Below are 12,240 nucleotides of genomic sequence, written 5' to 3'. Positions count from 1 at the left end.
CGGCCGCGGCCGATGGGCCCCGCAGGCGACGAGGCCCCGCCTACGGCGTGCGCCAGTCGGCGGCGAAGGCGGCGGCCGGGTTGGTGACGAGGAGCAGCTCGGGCAGTTCCGGGCCGTAGCTGCGGGCGAGGCGCGGGGCGAGGTCGGCGAGCAGAGCGACCGGGCCGGCGGCCGCGCGGGCGGTCCGGGTGGTGGTGTCGGCGCCGAGCAGCAGTTGGTCGGCATGACCCGCCTCGACCAGGTCGGCGATCACGTCGAAGGCCTGGTGGTCGCCGGACCGCCCGGACCGGGAGGGGCTGTCCAGGGCGAGCCGGACCCCCTCGGCGGCCAGGGCACGGTGCAGCGCGCGGTCGGAGAGCCGGGTGAGGTGGCCGAGGACGATCCGGTCGGGCCGGACCCCGTGCCGGTCGTGCAGCAGGTGCAGGACCCGGAGCGGAGCGCCGTCGGCTTCGAGGTGGACGGCGATCGGGGCGCCGGTGGCGTGGTGGGCCTCGGCCGCCGCGGCCATCGTCCACCGGGTGTGCCGGCTCACGGGCCCCGGATCGCCCGCGACCTTGATCAGCCCGGCCCGGACGCCCTCGGGCGCGCCGGGCAGACCGGTGGTGAGTTCGGCGACGAAGCGTTCCGCAAGGTCGGCGTACGCGCCGGGACGCTCGGCCGGGTCGCCGTCGACGTCCGGGAAGAAGCCCGGCGCGTAGTGGACCGCCTGGTGCGCGCCGGTGGCGGCGACGACGTGGACGCCGGTGGCGCGGGAGAGCGCGGCGAGGGAGTCCGCGCCCCGGCCCAGGCCGAGCGGGGTCCACTGGACGAGGGCACGGCCACCGGCGGCGGCGTAGGCCCGCAGGACGTCCTCGGCGGCGGCCGGATCGTCCAGCTCCTGGCCGGGGAGCAGCGGGCTGCGGATGAAGAGGTGGTCGTGGGAGTCGGTGACCCCGAGATCGGCGGGGTCCAGGTCGCCGAGGACGGTGCGGACGGTGCGGCTCATGCGTCGGCCCCCGGGGTGGCGCTCCCGGCGACGGTCTCCGCCGCGGCCTCGGTGCCGGTTCCGGTCCCGGCCTTGGCCTCGGCCCTGGCCGCGGCGTCGCCGCCGCCGTCGCCGTCGGCGAAGGTGGCAGTGGCGACGCGCAGGCCGGCCAGCGCCTTGGGGAGACCGACGTACGGCGCGAGGTGGACGATGACCTCGGTGATCTCCGCCTCCGTCAGGCCGATCCGTCGGCTGTAGCGGACGTGGTCGGCCAGCTGCGGCTCGACGCCGCCGAGTGCGGTGAGCGCGGCCAGGTTCGCGATCTGGCGGTCGCGCAGGGCGAGTCCGGGACGCTGGTAGGTACCGCCGAAGAGGCTGGTGACGATCCAGTCGGGGAAGCCGGGAGCGAGGGCGTCCAGGCCCCCGAGCGTGGTGGCGGCGCCGGGACCCGCGAGTTCGGCGAGCAGGGCGTAACCGGCCGTGCGGTCGGTCGGGGCCGGGGTGAGGTCGGTGCCGGTGGGAACGGTCGCGGGGGACATCGGGCGGTGGGTCCTTTCACCAGTGGCGGCCGGCCGGCAGCCGGTCGAGTTCGGGGCGGGACAGGTGCAGCACCTGGTAACGGACGCCTGGCTCGTCCTCGGGGGCCGGGCCGTACCAGAGGGCGAAGCGGAGCAGCTCCCAGCGGCTCGGGTCGACGGCCACGGCGGCGGTGTGCAGGGCCGGGTGCGTGGGAAGGTCGGCGAGCGCCCGCTCGACGGCCTCGGCCGGGTCGGCGGATTCCGGCAGCCGTACGGTCTCGCGGGTGGCGGTGGTCGGCGGCCCGGCCGCCTCCTCCCTTGACGACGCCGCCGCCGAGGCCGATGTCGGTGCCGATGCCGCCTCCGAGGCCGATGCCGTGGCCGCCGAGGTTCCTGACCCGCCGTGGGTCAGGCCCGCGCCCAGCCAGTGCCGGACGGCGGGGCGTCCGAAGTCGGCGCTCAGGCCGCGGAATCCCGGCCCCCAGAGGAAACCGTTCATGCCCTCGACGGTGCGCCAGAGGTAGAACGGCGCGTACTGGTTGACGGGCGAGCCCTGTCGGCCGCGCTCGCGGACCAGATAGGCCTTGAGGCCGAGACCCGGGTGCGCGTCGAGCAGGTGGCCCTTGTCGGCGACGCGCTTGCGGATGACGCCCATGTCGTAATCGGCGGGCAGGGTGATCTCGTACTGCATCGCGTGCACGGCTGAGCTCCTCGGGTTCGAAGGGTCCGGCAGGCAAGCGGGCTGCCGCCCGGGCGGGCTCGGCGGGTCAGGCCGTGCGGTGTGCCGCGAGCAGGCCGAGGGCGCCACGAACGGCCTGGTCGAACGGCTCGGCGCTGTCGGCGGCACGGGCCAGGACGTAACCGCCCTGGACGACGGCGACCACGGCGGCGGCGGTGTCGGCCGGGTCGAGGCCGGGGGCGAACTCGCCGTCCGCCTGGCCGTCGGCGATCAGTCCGGCGATCCGGCCGCGCAGCCAGTCGAAGGTCTCCTCGACGGGCGCGCGCAGGAGCGGGTCGGCGACCACGTCCGGGTCCTGGGCCATCCGGCCGATCCGGCAGCCGCGCAGGACGTCACGGTCGCGCTGCAGGTAGGCGGCGATCCGGTCGTAGGCGCTGCCGGGGGCGACGAGGTCGGCCTCGGCGACGCCGCGCATCTGCTCGGCGCTGCGACGCAAGGCGGCGGCCGCGAGGTCGGGCTTGCCGGTGAAGTGGTGGTACATGCTGCCCTGGCCGACGCCGGAACGCTGCTGGATGGCCTTGGGGCTGGTGCCGACGTAGCCCCGCTCCCAGAGGAGGGCCTGGGTGCTCTCGATGAGGCGGTCCTGGGTGCTCATGCGGATCACTGTACATACCAGTAGGTACAGAATGCCAGTGCGGACGCCGCCCGACCCGACCGGACCCGAGCCCGATCCGATCCGACTCGGGCTCGCGCTCGGTGCTCCGGTGCCGGTGCCGGCTCCGGCCCCGGCCCTGGGCACGCGGGCGGCTCCCCGGGCCCCCGCCGGGCGGAACGATTGAGGGCCGTGCGCCGCCCCCCGGCGGCCACGGCCCCTCGACCGTTCGTCATCCCCCGCCCCGCCGAACGGCATTCCGGCGCACCTGGTGGCGCGCGTCACGTCACGCACGGTTGCCGGCGTCACGCCGCGTAGGGGGTGCACGGCGCATTGCGCGGGCGGGCGGGAGATCCGGGCTGCCGTGGCAGCGCGCGGCGGGCGAGGACCGCTACGGCAGCGCCCGACGGATCTCCGGCGCCACCGCGCTCGCGAACAGCTCCAACTGCTCGCGCTGCGCCCCCTCGGTGAGGGCGTCGACCCCGATGCCGACCACCTCGTTGCCGAAGGCCTCGTGGTAGCGGTGGATCTTCTCGATCACCTGCTGCGGACTGCCGACCAGCGCCGAGCCGCGCTCCAGCGCGTCCTCCAGCGAGGTGAACGGCGAGTTGTTGTGCCGGCCCGCGGCCGAGTCGAACAGTGCGTTCCAGTACGGGCGGAAGCCCTCGACGGCGTCCTGCGAGCGCTCGGCGACGAACAGTCCGCCGAAGCTCGCGCCCACCCGGGCCCGCGCCGGGTCGTGCCCGTAGTGCTCCCAGCGCTCGCGGTAGTGCTCGACCAGCGTCCGGTACTTCTCCAGCGGATGGAAGGAATTGGCGGAGAAGAGCGGGTCGCCGTGGCGGGCCGCGAGGTCGGTGGACCGCGTGCTGGTCGCGCTGCCGTGCCACACCGGGATCGGGTCCTGGAGCGGGCGCGGCCAGACCGTGACGTCCGTGAGCGGCGGGCGGGTCGAGCCCTCCCAGGTCACCTTCTCCTCGCGCCAGAGCCTGCGCAGCAGACCGTAGTTCTCCGCGAGCGCCTCCCACTGGCGCTCCTCGGGGAGGCCGAACAGACCGAAGTGGCGCGGGTCGTTGCCCTTGCCGACGATCAACTCAAGTCGACCCCCGGAGAGTTGGTCGAGCATCGCGTAGTCCTCGGCGACCCGGACCGGGTCGAGGACGCTGAGCACCGTCACCGTGGTGAACAGCCGGATGGTGGAGGTGCGGGCGGCGATGGCGCTCAGCAGCAGGGGCGGCGCCGGGGAGAGGAACGGCTCACCGTGCCGCTCCCCCACGCCGTAGCCGTCGTAGCCGAGCTGTTCGGCGAGGACGGCCTGGTCGATGACGTTGTGCAGCTTCTGCTGCGGGGTGCGTCGGACGCCGGTGACCGGGTCGGGGGCGTTGGCGACGAGGGACGAGACGGTGAACCGCACGGCGGTCTCCTTGGGCGCTCGGGACGGGCCCGGGGTCGGGCTCGGGTCGGACCAGGGCCGGGGCCATGGCCGGGTACAGGACCGGGCCGGGCCGGGCATGGGGATGAGCTGAGCAGGACCGGGACGGAACCGGCGGGCCGGAGCGTCCCGGGGTTCGGTGAGCCGCACGGAGAGCGGAGCGCGGGGAGCCGGTGCGCGGTCCGGCGCTGCGCTCCTACGGGCGGCACCGGCGGAACGGCCGACGGGGCGGGCGATGGGCCGCTCGGGCGGCGGGGCTCGCGGGTGGCGTCAGCGGTCAGTGCTGCGGTGACGGCGACAACAACAGCGGGCTGCGGCGGCGGCCACGGCCACGGCCACGGTCCGGACTGCCATCTCGCCTCCCCCTCGCCTCGCACGCACGCGATCCTCCGCGAGCATAGGCACCGGCCCGGAACGGGGCAAGGCTTGATCCGCCGCGACGGACTGGCAGGATGTCCGGCATGAGCTACCTCGCCGCGGATGACCGCTATGACTCGATGACCTATCGGAAGGCCGGCCGCAGCGGCGTCCAGCTGCCCGCCGTCTCGCTGGGGCTCTGGCACAACTTCGGTGACGCCCAGCCGCTGGACGTGCAGCGGGCGGTGCTGCGCCGGGCCTTCGACCGGGGCGTCACGCACTTCGACCTGGCGAACAACTACGGCCCGCCGTACGGCAGTGCCGAGCGCAACTTCGGCTACCTGTTCGCCCAGGACTTCCGGCCGTACCGGGACGAGCTGTTCATCGCCACCAAGGCCGGCTGGGACATGTGGCCCGGCCCGTACGGCAACGGCGGCAGCCGCAAGTACCTGCTGGCCAGCCTCGACCAGTCGCTGGACCGGATGGGGCTGGACTACGTCGACGTCTTCTACTCGCACCGGTACGACCCGGACACCCCGATCGAGGAGACGATGGGGGCGCTCGACAGCGCGGTGCGCTCGGGCAGGGCGCTGTACGCGGCGATCTCCAACTACCCGGCGGAGCAGCACCGGGAGGCGGTGGCGATCCTGCGCGAGCTGGGGACGCCAGTGCTGATGAACCAGTCGGCGTACTCGATCCTCAACCGGTCCGTGGAGGACGGCGGCGTGCTGGACGCGGTGGGCGACACCCAGAGCAGCCTCATCGCCTACTCGCCGCTGGCCCAGGGGCTGCTGACCGACCGCTACCTGTCCGGGGCGGTTCCGGCGGGCTCGCGGATGTCGGTCGGCAAGTTCCTCACCGAGGAGGCGCTGACCGAGCGGAAGCTGGAGCAGCTGCGGGCGCTGGCCGCGGTCGCCGAGCGGCGCGGGCAGACGCTGGCGCAGCTGGCGCTGTGCTGGGTGCTGCGGGACCCGCGGGTGGTCTCGGTGATCATCGGCGCGAGCAGCGTCGCCCAGCTGGACCAGAACCTCGACGCACTGGCGGGCGGGCCGCTGACGGCCGAGGAGCTGGCGGAGATCGACCGGCTGAGCCGCTGAGCGGGGCGGAGGCGCCGACCGGCGACCGAGGCTGATCGCTGCGGCCGATGGCTACGGCTGACGCTGACAGCTGACGATCGACGGATGACAGCTGACAGATTTCGAAATCTGTCAGCTGTCATCCGTCATCTGTTATCCGTCAGCTGTCACCAGTCAGCCACCGGCGTGCGCCCGCTTGATGCCCAGAGCGGGCAGAACCGTTTCTGCAATCCGATGGGCCTCCTCCAGCAGCGGGTTGCCCGAGAGGATGAAGGTGTCGACACCCAGTGCCTCGAACTCCTGCAGGCGCTCGATCACCTGGGCCGTCGAGCCGACCACCGCCGTACCGGGCCCGGGGCGGAACAAGCTCATTCCCGGCCAGAGGTTGGGGTAGACCTCCAGCTCCCGGGCCCGCGCCGGCACCTTCCCGCCGTGCTGGCGGAACTGCCGCTGCCAGCCGACCCCGTCCTCCGCCTTCGCGCCACCCAGCTGGCGCGCGTAGGTGGCCTCACCGGTGACGTCCAGCAGCCGGTCGGCGGCGGCCCAGGCCTCGTCCTCGGTGTCGCGGACGATCAGGTGCAGTCGCAGCCCGATCCTCACCGAGCGGCCGTGGGCGGCGGCCCGCTCGCGGACCAGGTCCAGCTTCTCCTTGAGCAGGTGCGGCGGCTCTCCCCAGGTCAGGTAGACGTCCACGTGCTCGGCAGCCATCTCGATGCCGGCCGCCGAACTGCCGCCGAACCAGAGCGGGATGCCGCCGGGCTGCGACGGGGTCAGCTCGCGCAGGCTCGCACCCGCGTTCTTCAGCTCGTAGAACTCGCCCTTGTGGTCGAAGACTTCACCCGCCGTAAGACGCTTGACGATCGACCAGTACTCGCCGCTGAGCCGGTAGCGGTCGTCGTGCTCGACGTCCAGGCCGTACTCGCGCAGCTGCGCGGTCGAGCCGTTCACCACGTTGAAGCGCAGCCGGCCGCCGTGCAGGTGGTCGAAGCTGAGTGCCATCTTGGCCAGCAGGGTGGGTGAGACCAGCCCCGGGTGGACGGCCAGCAGCGGTTTGAAGGCCGGGGTGGTGGCGGCCGCGAGCGCGCTGCCGAGCGTCCAGACGTCGTACAGGTCGGTCGCGAGCAGCGCGCCGGTGTAGCCCAGTCGCTCGACGCTGCCCGCCAGTTGCTGGAGGTAGCGGAGGTCCACCGGGCGGCGGCCGGCCGGCTCCCAGGGGTAGTGCCCCTCGCGCGGAATGATGTACCAGAGGACTTCGGAGGCCACGGGTCAGACCGCCTTCGCGAGCGCGGCGGCCACCGGGGCCTCCAGGGCGGGGAGGTGGGCGTCGGCGACGGTCAGTGCCCGGTCGATGAAGCCCGCACCGTGGAAGATGTCCGCGGCTTCCTGCTGTTCGGCGACGAACCCGGCGGTGGCGGGCTCCAGCCGCCAGGGCAGCGCGACCAGCGCGGACTGCCAGTCGGCGGCCGCGCCGCCCAGTTCCTCGGCGGCGATCGCGGCGGCCTCGGCCGGATTGGCGGCCGCCCAGGCGTCCGCCCGGCGCAGGGCGGTCGCGATCGCGGCGACCACCTCGGGACGGCCGGTCGCGAAGTCCCGACGGGCGAAGAACACCGAACGGTCGGTGATGACGTCGCCGGTGCGGATCAGCTCACGGAACTCCCCGGTGCGGCGGGCGGCGGCGAGTTCGGCGCCCTGCGCGATCCAGCCGGCGATCTCGCCGTCGCGCAGCCGCCGGGCCTGGTCCTGGCCGGCCGCCGGGCGCTCCGGGGTGACGTCGTCGCCGTACGAAAGTCCCTGTGCGTGCAGGGCCTTGGCGAGCAGGTGGGTCTGCCAGGAGCCGACGGCGAGGACGACGGTGGCGCCCTTGAGGTCCGCGACCGTCCGCACCGGGCCGGAGTCCAGCACCAGGAGGGCGCCGTGGTCGGGGCGGGGTGCGGAGACGGCCGCGTAGACCAGGTCGTGGCCGGCCGCCTGGGCGGTGATCGGCGGGGTGGAGCCGGTGCCGCCGAAGTCGATGACGCCCTCGGCGAGCAGCGCGCCGGTACGGGTGCCGTCCGCGTAGTGGTGGAAGGCGCCGGTCTCGCCGAGCGGGGCCAGCTCCTCGTCCAGGTAGGGGAGTCGGGCGAGGTAGTAGAGCGACGGGTTGCTGGCGTGGACGCCGAGGGTGACGGTCATCTGGTCAACTCCGGTGGTGCGGGCTCGGTTGGTCGGAAGTCAGGGTGGATCGGGGGAATCGGGAGGACTGCGGGAATTCTCGGGGACTGCGGGGATTCGCGGGGAACTGCGGGGAATCGCGGTGGGCAGTGGTGGATCGCGGGCGTCAGTGGACGCCGAGGTCGGCGAGCAGCCGGCGCCGCAGGTCGGCGAAGGCGGGATCGGCCGGGTCGCGCGGGCTCTCGACGGTGACGGCTTCGTCCCGGGCGAGCAGACCGTCGCGCAGCACCACGACCCGGTCGGCGAGCCGTACGGCTTCGTCCACGTCGTGGGTGACCAGCAGTACCGCCGGGCGGTGGCGGCGCACCAGGTCGCCGACGAGGTCCTGCATGCGCAGCCGGGTGAGCGCGTCCAGGGCGGCGAACGGTTCGTCGAGCAGCAGGAGTTGCGGCTCCCGGACGAGCGCCCGGGCGAGTGCGACGCGTTGCGCCTCACCTCCCGACAGGGTGGCCGGCCAGGCCTCCGCGTGCCGCTCCAGGCCGACCTCGGCGAGCGCCTTCAGCCCGGTCTCCCGGGTCGCGGCACCGCGCGGCAGGCCGACCGTGACGTTCGCCAGCACCCGCTTGGACGGCACCAGGCGGGGCTCCTGGAACACCACGGTACGGACCGGCGGGACGAGCACGGTGCCCCCGTCCGCCTGGTCGAGCGCCCCGAGGATGCGCAGCAGCGTGGTCTTTCCGGTGCCGCTCGCACCCAGCAGGGCGACGAACTCCCCACGGGCGATGGAGAGATCGACCCCGTCGAGTACCGCCCGGGTGCCGAACACCCGGCGCAGACCGCGCAGGTGGACGGCCGGCACCGTCTCCTCGGAAGTCGAGGAGGCCGAGGAGGCCGACAGCGAGGACGGGGAGGACGGTGATGACGGCGCGGAGGACGAGGACGTGGCGGTGGTGAACGTGTCGGCGGTCATCGGGCCGCTCCCTGGACGATCTGGCGCCACGGCATCAGCACGCGCTCCAGGACCCGGACGACACCGTCCGCGGCGAGGCCGAGCAGCCCATAGATCAGGATGCAGACGGCGAGGACGTCGGTGCGCGAGTAGTTCTGCGCCTGGGCCATCAAGTAGCCGATGCCTTCGGTGGAGTTGATCTCCTCGGCGGCGATCAGGGCGATCACGCTGAGCGTCATCGACAGGCGCAGTCCGGACAGCAGCGAGGGCAGGGCGCCGGGCAGCACGACTGTGCGCACGATCGCCCAGCGTCCGAGGCCGAAGCTGCGCATCGCCTCGACCAGCTTGCGGTCGGTGCTGCGGACCCCACCCGAGGCGGACACGTACATCGGGAAGCTGGTGGCGACCCCGATCAGGGCGACCTTCGCGGTCTCGGTGATGCCGAACCACACCATGAACAGCGGGACGAGGGCCAGGAAGGGCACGGTGCGCAGGACCTGGATCGCGGAGTCGAGCAACTCCTCGCCGAGGCGGGTGAATCCGGTGACCACGCCGAGCACCAGTCCGGTGGTCGCGCCGAAGAACAGTCCGAGTCCGGCGCGGGTGAGGGAGACGGACAGGGCGTCGGTCAGCTGGCCGTTGCCCCACAACTCCCCCACCGCCTGCGCGACCTGGGCGGGCGAGGCGAGCACGTCCTGGGTGAGCGCGCCGGTGGCGGAGGCGAGTGCCCAGCCGCCGAGCAGGGCGAGCGGACCGATGGTGCGCAGGGTCACGGCGAGTGCCCGGGGGCGGGGCCGGTGCCGCCGGCTCTGCGGGGCGACCAGGCCGGAGTCCAGTGCGGCCCGGGTGTCTTCCGGCGTGAACGGCCGGGTGGCGGTGGTCACTTGGCACCGTCCCCGAGCTTGTTGATGTCGATCAGGTACGGCTTGACGTCCACCAGCTGCTTGGTGACCTTCTGGTCGGCGAAGAACTGGGCGACCGTCCCGAAGCGGGCGATGTCGGCGTCGGAGATGGCGTCGGCCGGGGTGCCCTGCTTGCCGACGTTCACCGCGACGTCCTTCTCGGCGGGGGTGACGGCGGTCGGGCCGGCGTCGGTGAACACGTTGAGGTAGCCGGCCGGGTCGGCCTTCTCCTTGGCGCCGTTCTCCCGCAGATAGGCGTAGAAGGCCTTCACCACCTCGGGGTGCTTGTCGGCGAATCCGTTGCGCACCGCCCAGACCGCGTAGTTGTCGGATCCCACCTCCTGGCCGTTGACCAGGAAGTGCGCACCGGCGTTGGCGATGGCGGGGGTCGAGAAGGTGTTCCAGGTCGCCCAGGCGTCCACCTGGCCGGAGTTGAAGACGCCGGAGGTCTGGTCGGCGCGCAGGTAGACCCGCTCCACCTTGTCGGCCGGAACGCCGTTCTTCGCCAGTGCCTTGAGCAGCAGGTACTCGCTGGTGCCGCCCTGGGAGACGGCGACCTTCCTGCCGACCAGGTCCTGGACGGACTTGACGGGCGAGTCGTTCTTCACCAGGATCCCCTCGCCGACGCCGTCGGGCGCGGTCTGGGCGAACAGCTTGAAGCCGGGCTTCTGGGCGAGCGCGGCGACGGCCGAGGTGATCGAGCCCTGGGCGATGTCCAGTTGGTCGGCGGAGAGGGCCTGGGCGGCGGGGGCGAAGGGGCCGGCGCTGCCGGTCCAGGCGACCTTGGCGTGGACCGCGGCCAGGGTGCGGTCCAGTGAACCGTCCTTCTTGCCGCGGGCCAGGAAGCCGTTGTTGCCGGGATCGGGCAGGCGGAGCACCACGTCGGCCTTGTCGCCGGCCCCGCCGTCGGCGGAGGCCTTGGCCCCGTCGGCGGAGGAGCCGCAGGCGGCGAGGGCGGCGGAGGCGAGCAAAGCGGTGACGGCGAGAGCGGGACGAGGGGTCTTCACGGGGGTCTCCAAGGGGGTGACAGATGACAGCCGACAGCTGACAACTTTCGAAATCTGTTAGCTGAACGCTGTTACCTGAAGTCTGTGATCCGCACGCCACCGGCACCGGAACCCGCGCCCGGCGCCTCACCCGCACGCCGCACCCGCAGCAGCTCGCGCGCTGCGCGCAGCGGCTCCGGGTCGGCCCAGGCCTGGACGTCCACCGGCGCGGCAAGGAAGCCCTGCTCCCTGAGGAATCGTTCCTGCAGCGCGAGCAGCTCCAGCCGCTCCGCCGACAGGTCGAGCCGCAGGGTCCGGTGGCTGCCCGGCGCATAGGCTCCGGCGACGCCCTCGGCACCGGCACCGGTCTCGGCCCGCAGGATCCGGACCACCTCCTCCGGACGCTCCGCCGCCCAGTCGGCGGCCTCCAGCAGCACGGCGAGGAACCGGGTCACCAGCTCGGGGTGTTCGTCCAGCAGCCGCTGGTGGACGGTGATCGGCCGGGGCGTGCCGTTGTTGACCCGGGCCCGGCGGTCCGGCGCCGCGTCCAGTTCCACGGCCACCTCCGCACCGACCCGGCGGGCCGCCTCGACGGCGAGCGCCCCCTTCACGTACACCGCGTCCACCGTGCCGTCCCGCAGCGCGGCCAGCTCGGCGGACCACTGCCCGGCGCCCTCGGATCCGGGGACGTCCACCAGCTCGGCGTCCGCCAGGGTGAGGCCCGCGAGCCCGAGGGCGCCCCGGAGGCCGGCCAGCGCCATCGCCCGCCAGAAGTCGATGCCGATGTCATGATGTGGCACCGCCAGCCGCAGTCCACGCAGTTGCCCGGGTTCGGTGATGCCGCTGCCGGCCCGGACCAGCACCACCTGGCGCTCCTCGATCCAGGTGAGGCCGATCAGCCTGGTCGCCTCGCCGCGCGAACGGGCCCACAGCGCGGGGACGTTTCCGCCCTCCCGGAACAGGCCGGTCAGCGCGTGGGTGTAGTGGTGGTCCGCGGCCACCTCGGGCGGCGCGTCCTGCAGCGAGCGGACCGCGATGCCGTCGGCGGCGAACTCACGGGCGAGCCAACCCTGATCGGCGGCGATCCCGGTCGCGGTGGGCACCGGGCAGCGGGTGAACCAGAGGGTGTCGGGAAGCGGGGAGGCGTTCTGGGTACGACTGGACAACGGAGTTGGTCCTCTACGGGGGCTCCGACGACGGCCGGAGGAGCTCGGTATCGATGACCGCACGGAGGCCCATGAGGCCTGGTGCGCAAAGAAGTTGTGCGCCACGATGCAGGACGGCGGGCGGCGCGGGAGGGGCAGGCGGCGCGGGAGGGGTCGTTCAGCGACAACACGCACGGGAGGGGAGACACCGGTGGGACGTCACGGCGCTTCTCCTTCCGTGGAATCGGGACGGTCTCCGCCGAGGCCGAGTGGCCGTTCGACGCGATGCGAGGAGCGTTCCACGGCAGACGAGCCCGAAGCAAGCTTTTGCCACATCGTGGGATCAGTTGTTCATCAACGCCATTCCATTGCAACGTCGTCGACACATTTCCGCAGCACTGGCTGCCCTACGCTGAGACCGCCTCCGGCCGT

Annotated in this window: 12 protein-coding genes; 1 reads left to right on the top strand and 11 read right to left on the bottom strand. The window is 73.2% G+C overall.

Annotated elements, in window-relative coordinates; all coding sequences use genetic code 11:
- Positions 1-40 precede the first annotated feature (40 nt).
- From ACFVVA_RS02830 to ACFVVA_RS02810, 5 genes are all read right to left on the bottom strand, one after another.
- The gene (locus ACFVVA_RS02830) at positions 41-985 is read right to left on the bottom strand and encodes a phosphotriesterase (RefSeq protein ID WP_387685037.1); all 945 of its coding nucleotides are present in this window, start codon (positions 983-985) and stop codon (positions 41-43) included.
- Positions 982-1,503, bottom strand: coding sequence for a carboxymuconolactone decarboxylase family protein (locus tag ACFVVA_RS02825; protein WP_387685035.1), 522 nt, complete (start codon positions 1,501-1,503; stop codon positions 982-984). Before ACFVVA_RS02825 ends, ACFVVA_RS02830 begins: the two co-directional genes overlap by 4 nt.
- A 16-nt stretch (positions 1,504-1,519) precedes the next feature.
- On the bottom strand, positions 1,520-2,182 hold the full coding sequence (locus ACFVVA_RS02820; RefSeq protein WP_387685033.1) for a DUF4865 family protein: 663 nt from the start codon (positions 2,180-2,182) through the stop codon (positions 1,520-1,522).
- A gap of 67 nt (positions 2,183-2,249) precedes the next feature.
- Positions 2,250-2,816: a TetR/AcrR family transcriptional regulator gene (locus ACFVVA_RS02815; protein WP_387685031.1), complete on the bottom strand. Its 567-nt coding sequence runs from the start codon at positions 2,814-2,816 to the stop codon at positions 2,250-2,252.
- A 388-nt stretch (positions 2,817-3,204) separates the two neighbouring features.
- Entirely contained in the window at positions 3,205-4,224 is a 1,020-nt protein-coding gene (locus ACFVVA_RS02810) for an LLM class flavin-dependent oxidoreductase (RefSeq protein WP_359898555.1), read from the bottom strand.
- Positions 4,225-4,703: 479 nt separating this feature from the next.
- Here ACFVVA_RS02810 and ACFVVA_RS02805 point away from each other — a divergent pair, with 479 nt between their 5' ends.
- Entirely contained in the window at positions 4,704-5,696 is a 993-nt protein-coding gene (locus ACFVVA_RS02805; RefSeq protein WP_387685029.1) for an aldo/keto reductase, read from the top strand.
- Positions 5,697-5,849: 153 nt separating this feature from the next.
- Here the strand turns inward: ACFVVA_RS02805 and ACFVVA_RS02800 are convergent, their stop codons facing one another.
- From ACFVVA_RS02800 to ACFVVA_RS02775, 6 genes are all read right to left on the bottom strand, one after another.
- Positions 5,850-6,938 carry an LLM class flavin-dependent oxidoreductase gene (locus ACFVVA_RS02800; RefSeq protein ID WP_387685027.1) on the bottom strand — a complete coding sequence of 363 codons (1,089 nt, stop codon included), beginning with the start codon at positions 6,936-6,938 and terminating at the stop codon, positions 5,850-5,852.
- Between the two features lie 3 nt (positions 6,939-6,941).
- On the bottom strand, positions 6,942-7,847 hold the full coding sequence (locus tag ACFVVA_RS02795) for an ABC transporter substrate-binding protein (protein WP_387685025.1): 906 nt from the start codon (positions 7,845-7,847) through the stop codon (positions 6,942-6,944).
- A 145-nt stretch (positions 7,848-7,992) separates the two neighbouring features.
- On the bottom strand, positions 7,993-8,796 hold the full coding sequence (locus tag ACFVVA_RS02790; RefSeq protein ID WP_387685023.1) for an ABC transporter ATP-binding protein: 804 nt from the start codon (positions 8,794-8,796) through the stop codon (positions 7,993-7,995).
- On the bottom strand, positions 8,793-9,659 hold the full coding sequence (locus ACFVVA_RS02785; protein ID WP_387685021.1) for an ABC transporter permease: 867 nt from the start codon (positions 9,657-9,659) through the stop codon (positions 8,793-8,795). The genes ACFVVA_RS02790 and ACFVVA_RS02785 overlap by 4 nt, the downstream gene beginning before the upstream one ends.
- The gene (locus ACFVVA_RS02780; protein ID WP_387685019.1) at positions 9,656-10,684 is read right to left on the bottom strand and encodes an NrtA/SsuA/CpmA family ABC transporter substrate-binding protein; all 1,029 of its coding nucleotides are present in this window, start codon (positions 10,682-10,684) and stop codon (positions 9,656-9,658) included. The genes ACFVVA_RS02785 and ACFVVA_RS02780 overlap by 4 nt, the downstream gene beginning before the upstream one ends.
- A 71-nt stretch (positions 10,685-10,755) precedes the next feature.
- Positions 10,756-11,829 carry an ABC transporter substrate-binding protein gene (locus ACFVVA_RS02775; protein ID WP_387685017.1) on the bottom strand — a complete coding sequence of 358 codons (1,074 nt, stop codon included), beginning with the start codon at positions 11,827-11,829 and terminating at the stop codon, positions 10,756-10,758.
- Between the last annotated feature and the right edge of the window lie 411 nt (positions 11,830-12,240).

It is taken from the genome of Kitasatospora sp. NPDC058048 (assembly GCF_042885555.1).
Lineage (GTDB): Bacteria > Actinomycetota > Actinomycetes > Streptomycetales > Streptomycetaceae > Kitasatospora > Kitasatospora lactacystinica.
The sequence above is the reverse complement of the archived record's forward strand: the minus strand, read 5'-3'. Positions and strand labels throughout refer to the sequence as shown.

Coding starts and splice junctions, on each gene's coding strand:
- ACFVVA_RS02815 (WP_387685031.1), bottom strand. CDS start 2,816: ATGAGCACCCAGGACCGCCTCATCGAGAGCACCCAGGCCCTCCTCTGG.
- ACFVVA_RS02830 (WP_387685037.1), bottom strand. CDS start 985: ATGAGCCGCACCGTCCGCACCGTCCTCGGCGACCTGGACCCCGCCGAT.
- ACFVVA_RS02825 (WP_387685035.1), bottom strand. CDS start 1,503: ATGTCCCCCGCGACCGTTCCCACCGGCACCGACCTCACCCCGGCCCCG.
- ACFVVA_RS02790 (WP_387685023.1), bottom strand. CDS start 8,796: ATGACCGCCGACACGTTCACCACCGCCACGTCCTCGTCCTCCGCGCCG.
- ACFVVA_RS02795 (WP_387685025.1), bottom strand. CDS start 7,847: ATGACCGTCACCCTCGGCGTCCACGCCAGCAACCCGTCGCTCTACTAC.
- ACFVVA_RS02805 (WP_387685029.1), top strand. CDS start 4,704: ATGAGCTACCTCGCCGCGGATGACCGCTATGACTCGATGACCTATCGG.